This is a genomic window from Kitasatospora griseola, from assembly GCF_044999035.1.
In the GTDB taxonomy this organism is placed as follows: domain Bacteria; phylum Actinomycetota; class Actinomycetes; order Streptomycetales; family Streptomycetaceae; genus Kitasatospora; species Kitasatospora griseola.
The window spans coordinates 6,598,943-6,620,641 of record NZ_CP173360.1; the positions used below are offsets into that span (position 1 = coordinate 6,598,943).

The window sequence follows — 21,699 nt, forward strand, 5'->3', positions numbered from 1 at the left end:
GTCCACCACCAGGGCGAACCCTGGACCCCCGGACGATCACGTGGCATGGTCAGCACCGTCAGCACCCCACGGACGGCCCGCCACAAGCCCAGCCGTCCCCCCACCGGCCTGGAGATCATCACGTGAGCACCCCTCCGACCCCCCAGGACCAGCAGCCCCCGCACCCCGAGCCGCTCTGGCGTCCGGACCCCGCCCGCGCCGCCGCCAGCCGGCTGGTCGCCTTCCAGCGCTGGGCCGCCGAGCACCACGGCGCCCCCGCCGCCCCGCTCGCACCGGTCGCCACCGACACCGAGGCCGCCACCCGCTACGCGGACCTCCACCGCTGGTCCGTCGAGGACCTCCCGCGCTTCTGGACCGCCGTCACCGAGTACTTCGACGTGCGCTTCCACACCCGTCCCACCGCCGTCCTCGCCGAGCCGGCCACCATGCCGGGCGCGGACTGGTTCCCGGGCGCCACCCTCAACTACGCCGAGCACGCCCTGCGCGCCGCCGAGGACCCGGCCAACGCCGACCGCCCGGCGATCCTCCACCTCGACGAGCGCACCGCCGAGCCCGTCGCCACCAGCTGGTCCGAACTGCGCTGCCAGGTCGGCTCGTTGGCCGCCGCCCTGCGCGCCAACGGCGTCCGCCCGGGCGACCGGGTAAGCGCTTACCTGCCGAACATCCCGCAGGCTGCCGTCGCCCTGCTCGCCACCGCCGCCGTCGGCGCGACCTGGACCAGCTGCGCCCCCGACTTCGGTGCCCGCAGCGTCCTCGACCGCCTACAGCAGATCGAGCCGACCGTCCTGTTCGCCGTCGACGGCTACCACTACGGCGGCAAGAACCACGACCGCACCGAGGTGGTCGCCGAGATCCGCCGCGAACTCCCCACCCTCCGCACGGTCGTCCACATCCCGTTGCTCGGCACCCCCGCCCCCGACGGCACCCTGCACTACGACGACCTGGTCGCCGCAGACACCGCGCCGGTCTTCGAACCCGTCCCGTTCGACCACCCGCTCTGGGTGCTCTACTCCTCCGGCACCACCGGCCTCCCCAAGGCCATCGTGCAGAGCCAGGGCGGCATCCTGGTCGAACACCTCAAGCAGGCCGCCCTCCACCTCGACCTCGGCCCGGACGACCGCTTCCTCTGGTACACCTCCACCGGCTGGATGATGTGGAACTTCCTCCTCGCCGGCCTGCTCACCGGAACCACGATCGTCACCTACGACGGCAGCCCCGGGCACCCCGACACCGGCGCCCTCTGGTCGGTCGCCGCCCGCACCCGCGCCACCGTCCTCGGCACCTCCGCCGCCTACGTCATCGCCAGCCGCAAGGCCGACCTGCACCCCGGACGCGACCTCGACCTGTCCGCCGTCCGCTGCATCGGCACCACCGGCTCCCCGCTCCCGCCCGACGGCTTCCAGTGGATCTACGACGAGGTCAAGCCGGACGTCTGGCTCGCCTCCGTCAGCGGTGGCACCGACGTCTGCTCCTGCTTCGTCGGCGGCGTCCCCACCCTCCCCGTGCACCTCGGCGAGATCCAGGCCCCCTGCCTCGGCGCCGCCGTCGAGTCCTGGGACCCCGCCGGCCACCCCCTCACCGACGCGGTCGGCGAACTCGTCGTCACCAAGCCGCTCCCGTCCATGCCGACCGGCTTCTGGAACGACCCCGACGGCGTCCGCTACCACGACAGCTACTTCGACACCTACCCCGGCATCTGGCGCCACGGCGACTGGATCACCGCCACCGACCGCGGCACCATCGTCATCCACGGCCGCTCCGACTCCACCCTCAACCGGCAGGGCGTCCGGATGGGCTCCGCCGACATCTACGAGGTCGTCGAACGCCTCCCCGAGATCGCCGAATCCCTGGTCATCGGCCTGGAGGAGCCCGACGGCGGCTACTGGATGCCGCTCTTCGTGGTGCTCGCCCCCGGCGCCGTCCTGGACGACGACCTCACCGGCCGGATCCGCACCTCGCTGCGCACCGAACTCTCCCCGCGTCACGTCCCCGACGAGGTGATCACCGTCCAGGGCCTGCCGCACACCCTCACCGGCAAGCGACTCGAAGTCCCCGTCAAGCGCCTGCTGGCCGGCACCCCCCTCACCAAGGCGGTCAACCCCGGCTCCGTCGACAACCTCGACCACCTGCGCTTCTTCGAACAGCTCGCCACCACCCGCAAGCACTGACCGACCCGCCCTCAAGGCCTCGAAAGGCCCCGAAAGGCCCCGAGGGGCCGCCGCCAACCCCCACGGTGGCAGCGACCCCTCGGGAGTCGAAGGTCCGGACGCCTACCCTCCGGACAACACCTGCCGCGCCGCCGTGCGGGCCTCCGCCGCGGAATCCGCCGCCCGCGCCGCCTCCGCCGCCTGCCGGCACTCCACCAGCGACGCCTGCGCCAAGGCCGACCGCACGTACGGGATCGCCGCCGCCCCCATCGACAGACTGGTCACTCCGAGGCCCGTCAGCACGCACGCCAGCAGCGGGTCCGACGCCGCCTCCCCGCACACCCCGCAGCTCTTCCCGGCCGCCGTCGCCGCCTCCGCGGCCGACGCGATCAGATCCAGCAGCGCCGGCTGCCACGGATCCTGCAGCCGCGCCAGCGAACCCACCTGCCGGTCCGCCGCGAACGCGTACTGCGCCAGGTCGTTCGTCCCCAGCGACAGGAACTCCACCTCCCGCAGCAGCGATCCCGCCCGCAGAGCGGCCGACGGAATCTCCACCATCGCCCCGTACTTGGCGTCCAACCGCGCCTCCCGGCAGGCCTCCGCGAACGCCCGCGCATCCTCGCGGTCCGCCACCATCGGAGCCATCACCTCCAGACGCGTCGACAACCCCTCCGCCGCCCGCGCCAACGCCCGCAACTGCGAACGCAACACCTCCGGGTGCTCCAGCAACGACCGCAGCCCCCGCACCCCCAGCGCCGGATTCGGCTCGTCCGCAGGAGTCAGGAAGTCCAGCGGCTTGTCCGCCCCCGCATCCAGCACCCGGACCACCACCCGGCCGTCCGGGAACGCCTCCAACACCTTCCGGTACGCCTGGACCTGCTTGTCCTCACTCGGCGCCTTCGCCGAATCGTCCAGGAACAGGAACTCCGTCCGGAACAGCCCGACGCCCTCCGCCCCGTGCTCCAACGCCGCCGGCAAATCCGCCGGACCACCCACGTTCGCCAGCAACGGCACCATGAACCCGTCCGACGTCCGCCCCGGCCCCGAGGACGCCGCCAACGCGGCCTGCCGCTCCGCCGCAAGTCGACGCAGCTCCTCCTGCCGCTCCACCGACGGCTCCACCACCACCTCACCGGTCGACCCGTCGACCGCCACCACCACCCCCTCCGCCAACTCCGTCGCCCGCGGCATCGCCACCACCGCCGGCACCCCCAGTGCCCGCGCCAGAATCGCGCTGTGCGAGGTCGGCCCACCCTCCTCGGTCACGAACCCCAGCACCAGCGACGGATCCAGCAGCGCCGTGTCCGCCGGCGCCAAGTCCCGCGCCAGCAACACGTACGGCTCATCACTGTCCGGCACCCCCGGCATCGGCACGCCCAACAGCCGCGCCACGATCCGGTTCCGCACGTCGTCCAGGTCCGCGACCCGCCCCGCCAGGTACTCGCCCGCCGCGGCCAACAGGGTCCGGTACGCCGCGAACGCGTCGTACACCCCGCGCTCCGCGCTGTTGCCCTCCGAGATCCGCCGATTCACATCCGCGATCAGCTCCGGATCCTGCGCCATCAGCGCCTGGGCCTCCAGCACCGCCTGCGCCTCACCGCCCGCCAGATTCCCGCGCGCGTTCAGATCCGCCGCCACCGCCTCCACCGCGGCCTGCGCCCGGGCCTGCTCCCGCGGCGCCTCCGCCGTCGAGATCTGCGTGGACGGCGGCTCCAGCACCGCCGTCCCCATGTGCCGCACCGGCCCGACGGCGACCCCATGACTCACGCCCACACCGCGCAGCATCCGCTCCATGGCCCGAACCCTTTCGTCCGTCGTCGCCGTCAGTTCCAGACGAACAGCTCGCCGCCGGCCGTGACCTCGCCGGACTCCGCCACCCCGCTCAGCTGCTCCGCGGACGCCTCCAACGCCACGATCGGCGAGATCGGCGACTTCCCCGCAGCCTCGACCACGGCCGGATTCCACTTGATCACCGGCTGCCCCCGCTTCACCCGGTCCCCCTTGTGCACGAGCAGCTCGAACCCCTCCCCATTCAGCTGCACGGTGTCGATCCCCAGATGCGTCAGCACCCCGTGCCCGTTCTCGTCCATCACCACGAATGCGTGCGGGTGCATCGACACCACCTGCCCGTCCACCGGCGACACCGCCTCGATCGGCTCCCGCAGCGGATCGATCGCCGTCCCCGGTCCCACCATCGCTCCCGCGAACACCGGGTCGGGCACATTGGCGAGGCCGACAGCACGTCCGGCGAGCGGCGACGTCACAGTGGTCATGGTGGAGCCTCCCAGGTACGGAGTACATCGCGTGCGGCCGCGAGGCAGCGGCCCGGTGATCGACTGAACCCAAATTACGTCAACTCGGACATTTCATGACGTAACGCCCACGAGTCGCCCGAGTGAAGATCGATCCCGACGTCGACCCCGCCGCACACGAACCGACCGTCGCGCCCCCTCCCCCCCGGGTCGTCCACCCCCAAGTGGTCTAGTCCTCTTGGCCAACGCGCCGCACTCTACGGCATCCGGGTAGGCCCCCCTCGGCCCTGCCCGCACGGGCAGATCGCTGCCGTCCGAGTGATCCATCCCGGCTCGATTAGGCGCTCGACCGCCGACCCGCTATCGTTGCTCAGGTCGCCGCGCAACGGCGGTAAACAGAGCAAGTCGAGAACGTAAAGCCGCGGTCAACGCCGAGGAAACGGTCTGATAAGCTCGAAACACGAACGAAGCGCCCGGAGGGTTCGCAGGAATGCGGCTCAAAGGAAGTGTCCGTTCCTTGAGAACTCAACAGCGTGCCAAAAGTCAACGCCAGATATGTTGACATCCCCGGCCGGTCCTTCTGGATCGGTTGGAGATTCCTTTATGAAGTATCACTAGCGAGGACGCAGTGCGCAGGGCCACCTTATTCCGGTGGTTGCTGTGCCGCTCTTTCGTGGAAGCATTCACGGAGAGTTTGATCCTGGCTCAGGACGAACGCTGGCGGCGTGCTTAACACATGCAAGTCGAACGGTGAAGCCCTTCGGGGTGGATCAGTGGCGAACGGGTGAGTAACACGTGGGAAATCTGCCCTGCACTCTGGGACAAGCCTTGGAAACGAGGTCTAATACCGGATATGACCTGCTCCTGCATGGGAGTGGGTGGAAAGCTCCGGCGGTGCAGGATGATCCCGCGGCCTATCAGCTTGTTGGTGGGGTAATGGCCTACCAAGGCGACGACGGGTAGCCGGCCTGAGAGGGCGACCGGCCACACTGGGACTGAGACACGGCCCAGACTCCTACGGGAGGCAGCAGTGGGGAATATTGCACAATGGGCGAAAGCCTGATGCAGCGACGCCGCGTGAGGGATGACGGCCTTCGGGTTGTAAACCTCTTTCAGCAGGGAAGAAGCGCAAGTGACGGTACCTGCAGAAGAAGCACCGGCTAACTACGTGCCAGCAGCCGCGGTAATACGTAGGGTGCGAGCGTTGTCCGGAATTATTGGGCGTAAAGAGCTCGTAGGCGGCCTGTCGCGTCGGATGTGAAAGCCCGGGGCTTAACCCCGGGTCTGCATTCGATACGGGCAGGCTAGAGTGTGGTAGGGGAGATCGGAATTCCTGGTGTAGCGGTGAAATGCGCAGATATCAGGAGGAACACCGGTGGCGAAGGCGGATCTCTGGGCCATTACTGACGCTGAGGAGCGAAAGCGTGGGGAGCGAACAGGATTAGATACCCTGGTAGTCCACGCCGTAAACGTTGGGAACTAGGTGTTGGCGACATTCCACGTCGTCGGTGCCGCAGCTAACGCATTAAGTTCCCCGCCTGGGGAGTACGGCCGCAAGGCTAAAACTCAAAGGAATTGACGGGGGCCCGCACAAGCAGCGGAGCATGTGGCTTAATTCGACGCAACGCGAAGAACCTTACCAAGGCTTGACATACACCGGAAACTGGTAGAGATATCAGCTCCCTTGTGGTCGGTGTACAGGTGGTGCATGGTTGTCGTCAGCTCGTGTCGTGAGATGTTGGGTTAAGTCCCGCAACGAGCGCAACCCTTGTTCTGTGTTGCCAGCGAGTAATGTCGGGGACTCACAGGAGACTGCCGGGGTCAACTCGGAGGAAGGTGGGGACGACGTCAAATCATCATGCCCCTTATGTCTTGGGCTGCACACGTGCTACAATGGCCGGTACAAAGGGCTGCGATGCCGTGAGGCGGAGCGAATCCCAAAAAGCCGGTCTCAGTTCGGATTGGGGTCTGCAACTCGACCCCATGAAGTTGGAGTTGCTAGTAATCGCAGATCAGCATGCTGCGGTGAATACGTTCCCGGGCCTTGTACACACCGCCCGTCACGTCACGAAAGTCGGTAACACCCGAAGCCGGTGGCCTAACCCGTAAGGGGAGGAGCCGTCGAAGGTGGGACCAGCGATTGGGACGAAGTCGTAACAAGGTAGCCGTACCGGAAGGTGCGGCTGGATCACCTCCTTTCTAAGGAGCACATAGCCAGATCCGAGCGAACGTCTCGGATTGGTTGCTCATGGGTGGAACGTTGACTATTCGGCACACACGGTGATGACCGCAAGTACTGCCCCTCGGGGTGTGGAACGCGGGTTCGGAGTCGGGTGTGTCGGGCACGTTGTTGGGTCCTGAGGGAACGAGTGATCGTTTCTTCTGGGATGCCGGCCTCATGCGAGGCGCCCGCAAGGGTTGCCGAGTTTGGGTGTCTGGTCGTTGTTTGAGAACTGCACAGTGGACGCGAGCATCTGTGGCCAAGTTTTTAAGGGCGCACGGTGGATGCCTTGGCACCAGGAACCGATGAAGGACGTGGGAGGCCGCGATAGGCCCCGGGGAGCTGTCAACCGAGCTTTGATCCGGGGGTGTCCGAATGGGGAAACCCGGCAGTCGTCATGGGCTGTCACCCGCTGCTGAACACATAGGCAGTGTGGAGGGAACGCGGGGAAGTGAAACATCTCAGTACCCGCAGGAAGAGAAAACAACCGTGATTCCGGGAGTAGTGGCGAGCGAAACCGGATGAGGCCAAACCGGCATGGTGTGAGACCCGGCAGGGGTTGCCATGTTGGGGTTGTGGGAAAGTTCTTCAGTCGTCTGCCGGCGGCTGGGCGAGTCAGAAACCGTATGGGTAGTCGAAGGACATGCGAAAGGTCCGGCGTAGAGGGTAAGACCCCCGTAGACGAAATCTGTACGGCTCGCTTGAGCTTCTCCCAAGTAGCACGGGGCCCGAGAAATCCCGTGTGAATCTGGCGGGACCACCCGCTAAGCCTAAATATTCCCTGGTGACCGATAGCGGATAGTACCGTGAGGGAATGGTGAAAAGTACCGCGGGAGCGGAGTGAAATAGTACCTGAAACCGTGTGCCTACAAGCCGTGGGGGCAGCCTTCGGGCTGTGACTGCGTGCCTTTTGAAGAATGAGCCTGCGAGTTTGCGGTGTGTAGCGAGGTTAACCCGTGTGGGGTAGCCGTAGCGAAAGCGAGTCCGAACAGGGCGTTTGAGTTGCATGCCCAAGACCCGAAGCGGAGTGATCTAGCCATGGGCAGGTTGAAGCGCGGGTAAGACCGTGTGGAGGACCGAACCCACCAGGGTTGAAAACCTGGGGGATGACCTGTGGTTAGGGGTGAAAGGCCAATCAAACTCCGTGATAGCTGGTTCTCCCCGAAATGCATTTAGGTGCAGCGTCGTGTGTTTCTTGCCGGAGGTAGAGCACTGGATAGGCGATGGGCCTCACCGGGTTACTGACCTTAGCCAAACTCCGAATGCCGGTAAGTGAGAGCACGGCAGTGAGACTGTGGGGGATAAGCTCCATGGTCGAGAGGGAAACAGCCCAGAACACCGACTAAGGTCCCTAAGCGTGTGCTAAGTGGGAAAGGATGTGGAGTCGCAGAGACAACCAGGAGGTTGGCTTAGAAGCAGCCACCCTTGAAAGAGTGCGTAATAGCTCACTGGTCAAGTGATTCCGCGCCGACAATGTAGCGGGGCTCAAGCACATCACCGAAGTCGTGTCATTGCAGCAATACTCCCAACGGAGGCTGTGATGGGTAGGGGAGCGTCGTGTGCCGGGTGAAGCAGCCGAGGAATCGAGTTGTGGACGGTTCACGAGTGAGAATGCAGGCATGAGTAGCGATACAAGAGTGGGAAACTCTTGCGCCGATTGACCAAGGGTTCCTGGGTCAAGCTGATCTGCCCAGGGTAAGTCGGGACCTAAGGCGAGGCCGACAGGCGTAGTCGATGGACAACGGGTTGATATTCCCGTACCCGCTTTGAAGCGCCAACGCTGAACCAGGTGATGCTAAGGCCGTGAAGCCGGCCCGGAGTCTTCGGACAATGGGACGTGGTGGAGCCGCCGATCCAAGTCTGCAGTAGGTGAGCGATGGGGTGACGCAGGAAGGTAGTCCAGCCCGGGCGGTGGTAGTCCCGGGGTAAGGGTGTAGGACGTTGCGTAGGCAAATCCGCGCAACACATAGTCTGAGACCTGATGCCGAGCCGATTGTGGTGAAGTGGATGATCCTATGCTGTCGAGAAAAGCCTCTAGCGAGTTTCATGGCGGCCCGTACCCCAAACCGACTCAGGTGGTCAGGTAGAGAATACCGAGGCGTTCGGGTGAACTGTGGTTAAGGAACTCGGCAAAATGCCCCCGTAACTTCGGGAGAAGGGGGGCCATTGCTGGTGATGGGACTTGCTCCTTGAGCTGGTGGTGGCCGCAGAGACCAGCGAGAAGCGACTGTTTACTAAAAACACAGGTCCGTGCGAAGCCGTAAGGCGATGTATACGGACTGACGCCTGCCCGGTGCTGGAACGTTAAGGGGACCGGTTAGTCCGATTTCGGTCGGGCGAAGCTGAGAACTTAAGCGCCAGTAAACGGCGGTGGTAACTATAACCATCCTAAGGTAGCGAAATTCCTTGTCGGGTAAGTTCCGACCTGCACGAATGGCGTAACGACTTCTCGACTGTCTCAACCACAGGCCCGGTGAAATTGCATTACGAGTAAAGATGCTCGTTTCGCGCAGCAGGACGGAAAGACCCCGGGACCTTTACTATAGCTTGATATTGGTGTTCGGTTCGGCTTGTGTAGGATAGGTGGGAGACTTTGAAGCCGTGACGCCAGTCATGGTGGAGTCGCCGTTGAAATACCACTCTGGTCGTGCTGGATGTCTAACCTGGGTCCGTGATCCGGATCAGGGACAGTGTCTGGTGGGTAGTTTAACTGGGGCGGTTGCCTCCTAAAGAGTAACGGAGGCGCCCAAAGGTTCCCTCAGCCTGGTTGGCAATCAGGTGTTGAGTGTAAGTGCACAAGGGAGCTTGACTGTGAGACTGACGGGTCGAGCAGGTACGAAAGTAGGGACTAGTGATCCGGCGGTGGCTTGTGGAAGCGCCGTCGCTCAACGGATAAAAGGTACCCCGGGGATAACAGGCTGATCTTCCCCAAGAGTCCATATCGACGGGATGGTTTGGCACCTCGATGTCGGCTCGTCGCATCCTGGGGCTGGAGTAGGTCCCAAGGGTTGGGCTGTTCGCCCATTAAAGCGGTACGCGAGCTGGGTTTAGAACGTCGTGAGACAGTTCGGTCCCTATCCGCTGTGCGCGTAGGAGTGTTGAGAAGGGCTGTCCCTAGTACGAGAGGACCGGGACGGACGAACCTCTGGTGTGCCAGTTGTCCTGCCAAGGGCATGGCTGGTTGGCTACGTTCGGGAGGGATAACCGCTGAAAGCATCTAAGCGGGAAGCCTGCTTCGAGATGAGCACTCCCACCTCCTTGAGAGGGTAAGGCTCCCAGTAGACGACTGGGTTGATAGGCCGGATATGGAAGCCCTGTGAGGGGTGGAGTTGACCGGTACTAATAGGCCGAGGGCTTGTCCTCAGTTGCTCGCGTCCACTGTGTTGGTTCTGAAACCACGAACAGAATCCCGCCCCGCCTTGTGGGGTGTGCGGGTTCCGGTTCGACAGTTTCATAGTGTTTCGGTGGTCATAGCGTGAGGGAAACGCCCGGTTACATTCCGAACCCGGAAGCTAAGCCTCACAGCGCCGATGGTACTGCAGGGGGGACCCTGTGGGAGAGTAGGACGCCGCCGAACAATTTTTCTGGAGAAGCCCCCTGACGGGATGTCAGGGGGCTTTTCTGTTGTAAGGTCAATTCCGCACACTTGTCGTTGGTACCACAGGAGGCTCCGCACAGTGGAGGTCCAGGAGACGCGCGTCCAGACCGACCGGGTCCTTACGATCCCCAATCTGCTGAGCATGGCTCGGCTGGTGGGCGTACCGATCTTTCTCTGGTTGGTGTTGTGGCCGGTCTTCGGGGGGCCGAAGAATGACGGGTGGGCGATTGTCGTCCTGATGCTGAGTGGGGTCAGCGACTACCTGGACGGGAAGCTGGCTCGGCGGTGGGGGCAGGTCAGCCGGCTGGGGCAGTTGCTGGATCCGGCGGCGGACCGGCTGTACATCGTGTCGACGCTGGTGGGGCTGACGTGGCGGGAGATTCTGCCGTGGTGGCTGACGGCGTTGCTGGTGGCCCGGGAGGCGTTCGTCGGGGTGGTGCTGCTGAGGCTGAACCGGGCGGGTTACGGGCCGTTGAACGTGAGCTTTCTGGGGAAGGCGGCCACGTTCAATCTGATGTACGCGTTTCCGCTTCTGCTGCTGGGGGTCGGCGACGGGTGGGTGCACCAGGTTGCGAAGGTCGTGAGTTGGGCGTTCATCTGGTGGGGGACGACGCTGTACTGGTGGGCCGGCGCCTTGTATGCCGTGCAGGCTCGGCAGATCCTGCAGGCGGAGCGTTCGGCTGCCGTTTGAGATCAGCCTGAGACGTTTCACACGGCCTCCACGGTGAGTCGGATCATTTCTTCCGGGTAGACATGCGTCGGACCGGTTTGATGGACCCGCAGGGGTTCACCACCGCGAAGGAGGACGCACCCGTAATGAAAGCCGTTGTGATGGCGGGCGGGGAGGGCACTCGACTCCGCCCGATGACTTCCAGCATGCCCAAGCCGCTGTTGCCGGTCGCCAATCGGCCGATCATGGAGCACGTGCTGCGGTTGCTGAAGCGGCACGGCCTCACTGACACCGTGGTGACTGTGCAGTTCCTGGCGTCGCTGGTGAAGAACTACTTCGGCGACGGTGAGGAACTGGGGATGCACCTCACCTATGCCAACGAGGAAACACCGCTGGGAACGGCCGGCAGCGTCAAGAACGCCGAGGACGCGCTGCGGGACGACTCGTTTCTGGTGATCTCCGGTGATGCACTGACCGACTTCGATCTTTCCCGGTTGATTGACTTTCACCGGGAGAAGGGCGCACTGGTGACGGTGTGCCTGACCCGGGTGCCGAATCCGTTGGAATTCGGTATCACCATCACGGACGACGAGGGCAAGGTCGAACGCTTCCTGGAGAAGCCGACCTGGGGGCAGGTGTTCTCGGACACCGTGAACACCGGTATCTACGTGATGGAGCCGGAGGTCTTCGACTACGTGGCCGCGGGGGAGTCGGTCGACTGGTCGAGCGACGTGTTCCCGCAGTTGCTCAAGGAGGGCAAGCCGGTGTTCGGCTATGTCGCCGAGGGCTACTGGGAGGACGTGGGCACCCACGAGAGCTACCTGAAGGCCCAGGCGGACGTGCTGGAGGGGAAGGTCCAGGTCGAGCTCGACGGGTTCGAGATCTCGCCGGGCGTGTGGGTGGCTGAGGGCGCCGAGGTGGACCCGGAGGCGGTGCTGCGCGGGCCGCTGTACATCGGTGACTACGCCAAGGTCGAGGCCGGCGTGGAGCTGCGTGAGCACACCGTGCTGGGCTCGAACGTGGTCGTGAAGCGCGGGGCGTTCCTGCACAAGGCGGTGGTGCACGACAACGTGTACGTGGGGCCGCAGTCGAATCTGCGCGGGTGCGTGGTCGGGAAGAACACCGACGTGATGCAGGCGGCGCGGATCGACGAGGGGGCGGTGATCGGTGACGAGTGCCTGATCGGCGAGGAGTCGATCATCGCGGGCAACGTCCGGGTCTACCCGTTCAAGACGATCGAGGCCGGCGCGTTCGTCAACACCTCGGTGATCTGGGAGTCCCGCGGCCAGGAGCACCTGTTCGGGGTGCGAGGGGTGTCGGGCATCCTGAACGTGGAGATCACGCCGGAGCTGGCGGTGCGGCTGGCGGGGGCGTACGCGACGACGCTGAAGAAGGGCGCCACCGTCACCATCGCGCGAGACCACTCGCGGGGTGCGCGGGCGTTGAAGCGGGCGATGATCTCGGCGCTGCAGACCAGTGCGATCGACGTCCGGGACTTGGAGAACGTGCCGATGCCGGTGGCCCGGCAGGCGACGGCGCGGGGGAGTGCGGGCGGGATCTTCCTGCGGACCACGCCGGGGGTGCCGGACTCGCTGGACATCCTGTTCTTCGACGAGCGCGGCGCGGACCTGTCGCAGGCCGGGCAGCGGAAGCTGGACCGGGTGTACGCGCGGCAGGAGTTCCGGCGGGCGTTCCCGGGCGAGATCGGCGACCTGCTGCACCCGGCGAGCGTGTTCGACTCGTACGCGACGAACCTGCTGCGGGAGGTGGACACCACCGGGGTGCGGGAGGCCGGGCTGAAGGTGGTGGTGGACGCCGCGCACGGCAGTGCGGGGCTGGTGCTGCCGAGCATCCTGGGCCGGCTCGGGGTGGAGACCCTGACGGTGGCCGGCGGCCTGGACGAGGCGCGGCCGACGGAGGGCGCGGACGAGCGGCGGGCGGCGCTGGCCAGGCTGGGCGAGCTGGTGGCGTCCTCGCGGGCCGCGTTCGGAGTGCGGTTCGACCCGGTCGGCGAGCGGGTGTCCTTCGTGGACGAGCAGGGCCGGGTGATCGAGGACGACCGGGCGCTGCTGGTGCTGCTGGACCTGGTGGCGGCGGAGCGGCGGGCCGGGCAGGTGGCGCTGCCGGTGACGACGACGCGGATCGCCGAGCAGGTGGCGGCGTACCACGGCACCCAGGTGATCTGGACGACGACCTCGCCGGACGACCTGGCGAAGGCTGCGGCGGCGGACGGCACGATCTTCGGTGGCGACGGGCGCGGCGGTTTCGTGGTCCCGGAGTTCTCCGGGGTGCTGGACGGCGCGGCGGCGTTCGTGCGGCTGGTGGGCCTGGTGGCGCGGACGCAGCTGACGTTGAGTCAGATCGACGCGCGGATCCCGCAGGCGCACATCCAGAAGCGGGACATCGCGACGCCGTGGGCCGCGAAGGGCATGGTGATGCGTTCGGTGGTGGAGGCGGCGGGCAACCGCAAGCTGGACACCACGGACGGGGTGCGGGTGGTCGAGGCGGACGGCAGGTGGACGCTGGTCCTGCCGGACCCGGCGGAGGCCGTGACGCACCTGTGGGCGGAGGGCCCGGACGACGAGGCGACGGAGCGGCTGCTGGACGAGTGGGCCGCAGTTGTGGACGGCGCCGGGAGGTAGTGCGGAGACGTTAGGTGGGGGCGGGCCTGCGGGTCCGTCCCCTCCGGTCGTTTGTCACGATCGTGTGCCGAAAGGGTCCTGCGGGCCCGGGGGCTGGTCGTGGGCCGCTGTACGGTCGTGAAACGATGTGGCGCATGCCAGCAACGCCGACGCCGAGTGACCCGAACGGGCGGTTCCGCCGTCCGGACGCCTCGATGTCCCTGCTGACCACGGTGATGGACCACTCGCTGGACGACGGGTACGCGGAGGCGGCCCGGGCGCGCGGGGCGGAGGGCCGGTCGCGGCTGCCGGCGACGGCGAAGGGGCGGCTGGTGCTGGCCCTGGGGCTGGCGCTGGCGGCGACGGTGGTGACGGTCGGGGCGGTGAACACCCAGGAGGCGGCGCCGGTCCTGGCGCAGGAGCGGGACGCCCTGGTGAGCCGGGTGAACGACGCCAACAAGGCGGCGGACGCGTTGCAGCGGCAGGTCGAGAAGGACCGTGACAGGGTCGCGGACGCGCAGGCGCAGGCCCTGCAGTCGGGGGACGACGGCGGGGTGGCGCAGCTGGCGGCGCAGGCCGGGACCGGGGCGATCACCGGGCCGGGGGTCAAGCTGGTGATCGAGGAGGCGTCCGGCGTCGGCTCCGGCGGCAATGTGAGCGACCCGCGGAACGCGGAGGGCTTCGCCAACAAGGGCCGGGTCCAGGACCACGACCTGCAGTACGCGGTGAACGGCCTGTGGCTGGCGGGCGCGGAGGCGGTGTCCGTGAACGGGCAGCGGCTGACGGCGCTGTCGGCGATCCGGGCCGCCGGTGACGCGATCCTGGTGGACAACCGGCCGCTGGTGCCGCCGTACACGCTGCTGGCGATCGGGGACGGGCCGCGGCTGGCGCAGGCGTTCCAGGACAACGAGGGCGGCCACTACCTGAAGGTCATCCAGGACAGCTACGGGATCCGGTCGACGGTGTCCGCGCAGAAGTCGTTGACGCTGCCGGCCGCGCTGGGCGTGACGCTGCGGGTGGCCGGGACGCCGTCGCCGGAGCCTTCGCCCGGGCCGTCGCAGTCGCCCGCGCCGTCGTCGTCGCAGGCCGCGAAGTCGCCGTCCCCGTCGGCGGGGGCGTCGAAGTCCCCGCGTTCGACCGTGAAGTCCACTCCCTCCGGAACAGGAGCAGCTACACCGTGATTGCCGTACTGGGTCTCGTGATCGGCGTGGTCGTCGGTGTGTTCGTGCAGCCGGAGGTGCCGAACGCGGTGGTGCCGTATCTGCCGATCGCGGTGGTGGCGGCGCTGGACGCGGTGTTCGGCGGCGTGCGGGCGATGCTGGACGGGATCTTCGACGACAAGGTCTTCGTGGTGTCGTTCCTGTCGAACGTGGTGGTGGCGGCGCTGATCGTGTTCCTGGGTGACCAGTTGGGCGTGGGTTCGCAGCTGTCCACCGGCGTGGTGGTGGTGCTGGGCATCCGGATCTTCTCGAATGCGGCGGCGATCCGTCGGCACGTGTTCAGGGCTTAGGGGATCGGTTGTGAGCGAGGAGAAGAAGCCGCAGGAGCCGGAGCAGCCGGGCGAGGCGGAGACCGGGAAGCCGAAGGCGCCGGAGCAGCCGGAGGCCGTCGAGCCCGAGGTCGTGCCGGAGCCGGAGCCCGTCGAGCCGGAGCCCGTCGAGCCGGCGGTGGAGCCCGCGCCGGTGGTCGAGGAGCCGGTGACGGCCCGTCAGAGTGCCCCGATACCGGTGGCGTTGCCGTCGGACGGGCGTGAGCGGCTGAAGGCGGCGCTGTGGCCGCCGCGGGTGTCCCGCGGTCAACTGGTGGTGGCGCTGCTGCTGTTCGCGCTGGGGCTGGCGCTGGCGATCCAGGTGCGGTCGACGAACGACCACAGCCAGCTGCGCGGCGCGCGGCAGGAGGACCTGGTGCGGATCCTGGACGAACTGGACGGTCGCCAGCAGCGTCTCCAGTTCGAGAAGACGCAGCTGGAGCAGAACCTGGCGCAGTTGGAGAACTCGTCCAACCAGGCCAAGGAGGCGCAGGAGCAGACCAGGAAGAAGGCGGCCGAGCTGGGCGTGCTGGCGGGGACGGAGAAGGCGGCCGGTCCGGGGATCGTACTGACGATCGATGATCCCCAAGGGCAGGTGAAGGCGGATATGCTGCTGGACACCCTGCAGGAACTCCGAGCGGCGGGGGCGGAGGCGATTCAGATCAACGACGTGCGCGTGGTGGCCGGGACGTATTTCACCGACAACGCGTCGGGCGGCGGTGTGCGGATCGACGGGAAGAACGTGTCGCAGCCGTTCCGTTTCACCGTGGTGGGCAACCCGCAGGATCTGACTCCGGCGCTGAACATTCCCGGTGGTGTGGTGCGCAGCTTGGAGAAGCAGCAGGCGCGGGCGACCATCGTCCAGCAGCAGAAGGTGGTGGTGGACGCGTTGGCCACCCCGCGGCCGTTGCAGTACGGCAAGCCGGCGGCGAAGTGACGGGGCGCGCTCCGTACGGTTCGTCAGCTGCGGGTCGCCCCCGGTGGTGGGTGCCCGCAGGGCGTCGGCGACACTGGGTCTTGTCGATCGTCAGTTTCCGGCCGGATGCCGGGCTTACCGCCACACCGAGCCCTGAACCCTGCCCCGCGGGCGGTTCTGTCACACGCAAGGGGATTCGCCCGTGAGTTTTTTCTCGAAGCTTTTCGGCCGTAACAAGAAGGCGGCGGAGGCGCCGACCGCCCAGTACCGGCAGGACGACGCCGGGGTGCCGCCGATGCGTTCGTCGGCGGACGGGCAGCGTCCGCTGTACCGGGAGGACGTGACCCAGGGGGCCGGCGTGCCGACCGGGCAGTTCGACGCGGGTTACGGCGCGTCGGTTGATTCCGCGGGCAACCCGCGCATAGGTTTCCCGTCAGGACCCTCAACCTCCGGTGGAGGGTTTGCCCCGGACACCTACGCCGGGCACCCCCAGTCGGGTGTGCCGCGCCAGGAGGCTGTGAACATGGCTGGCACCAGCCCGTGCCCGCGGTGCGGGAACCAGAACCCGGCGCAGGCCCGGTTCTGCTCGAACTGCGGTACTCAGCTGCGTGGCGGCGGTTTCCCGGAGGGCGCGGCGGAGACCACGTCGACCATTTCGATCTCCGGCATCGAGTCGTACGACCCGACCGCGACGTCGACGGGCGCCACGCCGACGCTGTCGGCCGAGGTGATGGCGGCGATCGACGCGCTGCCGCCGGGCTCGGCGCTGCTGATCGTGCAGCGCGGCCCGAACTCGGGCAGCCGGTTCCTGCTGGACTCGGACGTGACCACGGCGGGTCGGCACCCGCAGGGCGACATCTTCCTGGACGACGTGACGGTGTCGCGTCGGCACGTGGAGTTCCGTCGGCAGCCCGACGGCGGCTTCTCGGTCGCGGACGTGGGCAGCCTGAACGGCACCTACGTGAACCGGGAGCGGATCGACGAGGTGCTGCTGAGCAACGGCGACGAGGTGCAGATCGGTAAGTACCGGCTGGTGTTCTTCGCCAGTCACCACCGGGGGTACTGACCACTTCTCCGTTTGGAGCCCGAGTGACCCCACAGACTCCGACCCCGTCCCTCGGGTCCTCGCCCGTGCCGGCTTCGCGCCGCGCGGGCGAGGCGCGCCGGCGGGGTGACGAACTGCTGTCCATCGGCGCGGTGCTGGCCTTCCTGCGGGACGACTTCCCGGAGGTGACGATCTCGAAGATCCGCTTCCTGGAGGCGGAGGGCCTGGTCGAGCCGCAGCGCACCCCGTCCGGCTACCGGAAGTTCTCGGCGGCGGACGTGGAGCGGCTGGCGTACGTGCTGCGGATGCAGCGCGACCACTACCTGCCGTTGCGGGTGATCCGCGAGCACCTGGACGCGATCGAGCGCGGCGAGCAGCCGCCGGCGCTGCCGGGTGCGGAGGCGCGCCCGGGGCCGCTGGAGGAGGCGGACCGGGAGCTGGCGGGGTCGTCGGCGACGGGCGGGGTGCGCCTCGGCCGGGCCGAGCTGATCGCGGCGGCGGAGGCGCAGGAACGCGAACTCGTCGAGTGGGAGGCGTACGGGCTGGTGCAGCCCGGGCCGGACGGCGGGTACGACGGCGAGGCCCTGCAGATCGCGCGGCTGGTGGCGGAGCTGGGCCGGTTCGGTCTGGAGCCGCGGCACCTGCGGGCGGTGAAGGCGGCCGCGGACCGCGAGGTGTCGCTGGTGGAGCAGGTGGTGGCGCCGCTGCGCCGGCACCGCAATCCGCAGACCCGGGCGCACGCGGAGGCGACGGCCCGGGAGCTGGCGACGCTGTCGGTGCGGTTGCACGCGGCGATGGTCCAGGCGGGGCTGCGGGCGCTGTCCTGAGCGGGCGGCCCGCGATCGGCGCGTCCGGATCGCGGCGGCCGCTGCCTGCTGCGCTTTCCTATCGGGGGCGCGCGCCATAGGGTTGCTGGTGTGAATGAGCTCGACGTCGTGGGTGTCCGGGTGGAGATGCCCTCCAACCAGCCGATCGTGCTGCTGCGGGAGGTCGGCGGTGACCGCTACCTGCCGATCTGGATCGGGCCGGGGGAAGCCACCGCGATCGCTTTCGCCCAGCAGGGCATGACTCCGGTGCGGCCGCTGACGCACGACCTGTTCAAGGACGTGCTGGAGGCGCTCGGCCAGCAGCTGACCGAGGTGCGGATCAACGACCTGCGGGACGGTGTGTTCTACGCCGACCTGGTGTTCTCGGGCGGCGCCGAGGTCAGTGCGCGCCCTTCGGACGCGATAGCGCTGGCGCTGCGCACCGGCACGCCGATCTTCGGGAGCGAGGAGGTGCTGGCGGAGGCCGGCATCTCGATCCCGGACGAGCAGGAGGACGAGGTCGAGAAGTTCCGGGAGTTCCTGGACCAGGTCTCGCCGGAGGACTTCGGCGGCGGCCCGCAGTAGCCGGCCGTTGCCGTCCATGCCTGTCCTTGCCCGCACCCGTCCCGTCTTGTCCCCGTCCCGGGCGACCACCGGTGACCGGTGGCGGACGCTCTGCTAGCGGGGCAGGCCGTGGGCCGCAACTCGGCTGTGGTAGAAATCCATTCCGCTACCCGCACTTGGGGCACGAATAACCACTCGATGGGGTGAAGTTTGTGCGAGGCCCCGGCGTGGCGATCGTTGACGGTGCTCGGGCGACTGCCTACCGTCAGGTGATGGCCCGCCGGACGGGCCGCCCGCAGCCTGGGCCCGCCGGGTCCGTGCGGGGCCATGGGGGCCTTGAGGCGGAATGGACGGAGGTTGGCGATGAGCGGCACCGGCGACGAGACGCGTTCCGGAGCCCTGTGCGCGGTGCACGTGCCGCGCGCCGGCCGCGGTCCGATCGGGCGGCCCTGGCGGCCCGAACCGGACGGTGACGAGCTGCCCCGAGTCGGCCGGTTCCCGGCCGTCCAGCCCGGGCAGCCCGCGATCGAACGGCTCACCCCCACCTCCGCACTGGTCGGCTACCGCGGCCCGACGGCCTGCGCGGCCGCCGGCATCACCTACCGGCAGCTCGACTACTGGGCCCGCACCGGCCTGCTGGAGCCCTCGGTGCGCTCCGGGTACCCGGCCGGTGCGCAGCGGCTGTACAGCTTCCGGGACATCCTCCTGCTGAAGATCGTCAGGCGGCTGCTGGACGCCGGCGTGTCGCTCCAGAACATCCGGGTGGCCGTCACCCACCTGCAGTCCGCCGACCAGGCCGGCCTGACGGGGCTGACCCTGATGTGCGACGGCGCGACGGTCTACGAGTGCACCTCCCCGCAGCAGGTCGTCGACCTGCTCAACGGCGGCCAGGGCGTGTTCGGCATCGCGGTCGGCGCGGTCTGGCAGGAGTTGGAGGCCACGCTCGGCCGGCTGCACGGCGAGCGCACCGACACCGGCGAGACGCTGGTCGGCCACGACCCGGGGGACGAGCTGGCGCAACGCCGCAACCGCGCGGTCTGACCGCCCGCCGACCGGCGGGAACCGGTCGGGCGGACGGATCGTCAACTCCCCTGTGTGGACGATCATGCAGGGGCTCGGGCGGCGCTGGCGGTGGCTGCTGACGCGGCGGCCGCCCGGCTGGGGCAGCAGGCGCGGGCAGCGCCGCTGGTTCCAGGCGCTGGCGGTGTGCGCGGCCCTGGGAGTGACCCCCGACGCCTGGCTGTTCGTGACCCAGGCCCACAAGATCGGCACCGTGCAGAGCGTGCCGGCCGCGCCGGTCGCGGTGGTGTTCGGCGCCGGCCTGATGGACGGCAGACCCTCCCCTTACCTGGCGCACCGGCTGGACGCCGCACTGGAGCTGTACCGGGCGCGCAAGGTGCAGGCGATCCTGGTGACCGGCGACAACGGCACCCGTGAGTACGACGAGACCGACGCTATGCGGACGTACCTGATCGAACGCGGGGTGCCCGGGGTGCGGGTGGTCGGCGACTACGCGGGCTTCGACACCTGGGACTCCTGCACCCGTGCGCACCGCGTATTCGGCGTCGACAGGGCCGTGCTGATCAGTCAGACCTTCCACGTGCGCCGGGCGTTGGCGCTGTGCCGGGCGGCCGGGATCGACGCGTCCGGTGTCGGCGTGGAGGAGTGGCACGACACCACCTGGCACTACGGCGAGGTGCGGGAGATCGGCAGCGCGGCGAAAGCCTTCCTGAACGTGGTGGTGCGACCCGACCCGACGTTCCTCGGACGGCACGAGGACGGGGTGGCGAAGGCGCTCGCGGACGCGGCGCGAGGTTAGGACCGGGATTGTCGGTGGTGCGCGGGATGATCGAGCAGTGCGATCCGTGCCGAGCATCATCCATCTCGACATGGACGCCTTCTTCGCGGCGGTGGAGCAGGCGTCCAAACCGAGCCTGCGCGGAAAACCCGTCATCGTCGGCGGCCTCGGCGGGCGCGGCGTGGTCTCCACCGCCTCCTACGAGGCCCGGAAGTTCGGCGTGCACTCGGCGATGCCGATGGCGCAGGCCCGGCGGCTCTGCCCGAACGCGGCGTTCCTGACCGGCCGGTTCGAGGCGTACCGGGCCAACAGCGAGATCGTCATGAGCCTGCTGCGGGAGCGGTCCCCGCTGGTCGAACCGCTCAGCCTGGACGAGGCGTTCGTCGACCTGGAAGCCGGGCCGTACGGGCCGGCGCTGGCCGCTGCGACGCCCGCCGAGGGCGCGCAACTGGTGCTGGCGCTCGCCGAGGACCTGCGGGCGGACATCGTGGAGCGCACCGGGCTGACCGCCTCGGTCGGCGCCGCCGCGTCCAAGCTGATGGCGAAGATCGCCTCCGAGCAGGCCAAACCCGACGGGCTGGTGCTGATCGAACCCGGCTCCGAGAAGTCCGTGCTCGCCCCGATGCCGGTGCGCGCGCTGCCCGGCATCGGGCCGGCCACCGAGCAGGCGCTGCGCCGGGCCGGGCTGACGAGCGTCGCGGACCTGGCGGAGGCCGGGTTCGAGGAACTGGTCGGACTGCTGGGGAAGGCGCACGGCGCGGGCGTCTTCCAGATGGCGCTCGGGTGGGACGAGCGGCCGGTGGTGCCGGACCGGGACGCCAAGTCGGTCTCGGTGGAGGACACCTTCGAGGTCGACCTCGCCGACCGGGACCGCATCCTGCGCGAGATCGACCACCTGGCGGCGCGGTGCGTACGACGGCTGCGCGCGGCCGGGCGCTCCGGGCGGACGGTGGTGCTGAAGGTCCGGCGGTTCGACTTCTCGACGCTGACCCGGTCGGAGACGCTGGGCGGGCCGACGGACGAGCCCGAGGTGATCGCCGCGACGGCGCGGCGGCTGGCGATGCAGGTGGACACCACCGGCGGGGTGCGACTGCTGGGGGTGGGGGTCACGCAGCTCGCGGACTACACGCAGGAGGATCTGTTCGCGCAGCTGGAGCGGGAGGAGAAGGGGGAGGCGGACGGCGAAGGAGAAGGGGAGGGGGAGGACGGGATCGAGGAGGCGGAGGGGGTTCCCGGGGAGCCTGCTGTCCGGCGGTGGTGGCCGGGGCAGGACGTGACGCATCGTGAGTTCGGGCCGGGGTGGGTGCAGGGGAGCGGGGTCGGCCGGGTGACGGTGCGGTTCGAGACGCCGTACTCGGAACGGCCGGGGCGGGTGCGGACGTTCGCGGTGGACGACGAGGAGCTGGCGGCTTCGGGGGCACTCCCGCTCAGGCCTCCGGCGAGTGAGGGGTGAGCCGCCTGCTCCGGTCGCCTCCGGGGGTGGGGGCGGGGTGGCGGCGGCGAGTTGGGGGCGGTGGGGGGCTGGGCGCGCAG

At 68.2% G+C, this 21,699-nt stretch carries 14 protein-coding genes and 3 rRNA genes; 15 read left to right on the plus strand and 2 right to left on the minus strand.

The window, feature by feature from the left end:
- Window positions 1-122 precede the first annotated feature (122 nt).
- Complete coding sequence (locus ACI1MP_RS29900; protein WP_404869907.1) at window positions 123-2,168, plus strand: acetoacetate--CoA ligase; 2,046 nt, start codon at window positions 123-125, stop codon at window positions 2,166-2,168.
- 102 nt (window positions 2,169-2,270) lie between these two features.
- Here the strand turns inward: ACI1MP_RS29900 and ptsP are convergent, their stop codons facing one another.
- Both ptsP and ACI1MP_RS29910 read right to left on the minus strand, forming a co-directional pair.
- Complete coding sequence (gene ptsP, locus ACI1MP_RS29905) at window positions 2,271-3,941, minus strand: phosphoenolpyruvate--protein phosphotransferase (protein ID WP_404869908.1); 1,671 nt, start codon at window positions 3,939-3,941, stop codon at window positions 2,271-2,273.
- A gap of 29 nt (window positions 3,942-3,970) precedes the next feature.
- Window positions 3,971-4,420 carry a PTS glucose transporter subunit IIA gene (locus tag ACI1MP_RS29910; RefSeq protein ID WP_380343921.1) on the minus strand — a complete coding sequence of 150 codons (450 nt, stop codon included), beginning with the start codon at window positions 4,418-4,420 and terminating at the stop codon, window positions 3,971-3,973.
- Window positions 4,421-5,081: 661 nt separating this feature from the next.
- Between ACI1MP_RS29910 and ACI1MP_RS29915 the strand changes: the two genes are divergently transcribed.
- The 14 genes from ACI1MP_RS29915 (at window position 5,082) to ACI1MP_RS29980 (ending at window position 21,619) form a co-directional block, all read left to right on the plus strand.
- Window positions 5,082-6,598, plus strand: a 16S ribosomal RNA gene (locus tag ACI1MP_RS29915).
- Between the two features lie 279 nt (window positions 6,599-6,877).
- Window positions 6,878-9,983: ribosomal RNA gene (locus ACI1MP_RS29920) — 23S ribosomal RNA — on the plus strand.
- A 97-nt stretch (window positions 9,984-10,080) separates the two neighbouring features.
- Window positions 10,081-10,197, plus strand: a 5S ribosomal RNA gene (gene rrf, locus ACI1MP_RS29925).
- Together the 16S, 23S and 5S rRNA genes form the textbook arrangement of a ribosomal RNA operon.
- Window positions 10,198-10,297: 100 nt before the next feature.
- Window positions 10,298-10,909: a CDP-alcohol phosphatidyltransferase family protein gene (locus tag ACI1MP_RS29930; protein WP_189272793.1), complete on the plus strand. Its 612-nt coding sequence runs from the start codon at window positions 10,298-10,300 to the stop codon at window positions 10,907-10,909.
- A gap of 125 nt (window positions 10,910-11,034) precedes the next feature.
- Complete coding sequence (locus ACI1MP_RS29935) at window positions 11,035-13,530, plus strand: sugar phosphate nucleotidyltransferase (protein WP_380344262.1); 2,496 nt, start codon at window positions 11,035-11,037, stop codon at window positions 13,528-13,530.
- A 125-nt stretch (window positions 13,531-13,655) separates the two neighbouring features.
- Window positions 13,656-14,690, plus strand: coding sequence for a DUF881 domain-containing protein (locus tag ACI1MP_RS29940; RefSeq protein WP_380344263.1), 1,035 nt, complete (start codon window positions 13,656-13,658; stop codon window positions 14,688-14,690).
- Complete coding sequence (locus tag ACI1MP_RS29945; protein ID WP_043908904.1) at window positions 14,687-15,019, plus strand: small basic family protein; 333 nt, start codon at window positions 14,687-14,689, stop codon at window positions 15,017-15,019. Before ACI1MP_RS29940 ends, ACI1MP_RS29945 begins: the two co-directional genes overlap by 4 nt.
- A gap of 10 nt (window positions 15,020-15,029) precedes the next feature.
- Complete coding sequence (locus ACI1MP_RS29950) at window positions 15,030-15,974, plus strand: DUF881 domain-containing protein (RefSeq protein ID WP_404869909.1); 945 nt, start codon at window positions 15,030-15,032, stop codon at window positions 15,972-15,974.
- Between the two features lie 502 nt (window positions 15,975-16,476).
- The gene (locus ACI1MP_RS29955) at window positions 16,477-17,019 is read left to right on the plus strand and encodes an FHA domain-containing protein (RefSeq protein ID WP_043908899.1); all 543 of its coding nucleotides are present in this window, start codon (window positions 16,477-16,479) and stop codon (window positions 17,017-17,019) included.
- Between the two features lie 65 nt (window positions 17,020-17,084).
- Complete coding sequence (locus ACI1MP_RS29960) at window positions 17,085-17,825, plus strand: MerR family transcriptional regulator (RefSeq protein ID WP_043908897.1); 741 nt, start codon at window positions 17,085-17,087, stop codon at window positions 17,823-17,825.
- Between the two features lie 90 nt (window positions 17,826-17,915).
- Window positions 17,916-18,389, plus strand: coding sequence for a bifunctional nuclease family protein (locus tag ACI1MP_RS29965; RefSeq protein ID WP_043908895.1), 474 nt, complete (start codon window positions 17,916-17,918; stop codon window positions 18,387-18,389).
- Between the two features lie 342 nt (window positions 18,390-18,731).
- Entirely contained in the window at window positions 18,732-19,409 is a 678-nt protein-coding gene (locus ACI1MP_RS29970; RefSeq protein ID WP_100589931.1) for a MerR family transcriptional regulator, read from the plus strand.
- Window positions 19,410-19,473: 64 nt separating this feature from the next.
- Window positions 19,474-20,187 carry a vancomycin high temperature exclusion protein gene (locus tag ACI1MP_RS29975; RefSeq protein ID WP_380344270.1) on the plus strand — a complete coding sequence of 238 codons (714 nt, stop codon included), beginning with the start codon at window positions 19,474-19,476 and terminating at the stop codon, window positions 20,185-20,187.
- A gap of 37 nt (window positions 20,188-20,224) precedes the next feature.
- Window positions 20,225-21,619, plus strand: coding sequence for a DNA polymerase IV (locus ACI1MP_RS29980; protein ID WP_404869910.1), 1,395 nt, complete (start codon window positions 20,225-20,227; stop codon window positions 21,617-21,619).
- Window positions 21,620-21,699 lie beyond the last annotated feature (80 nt).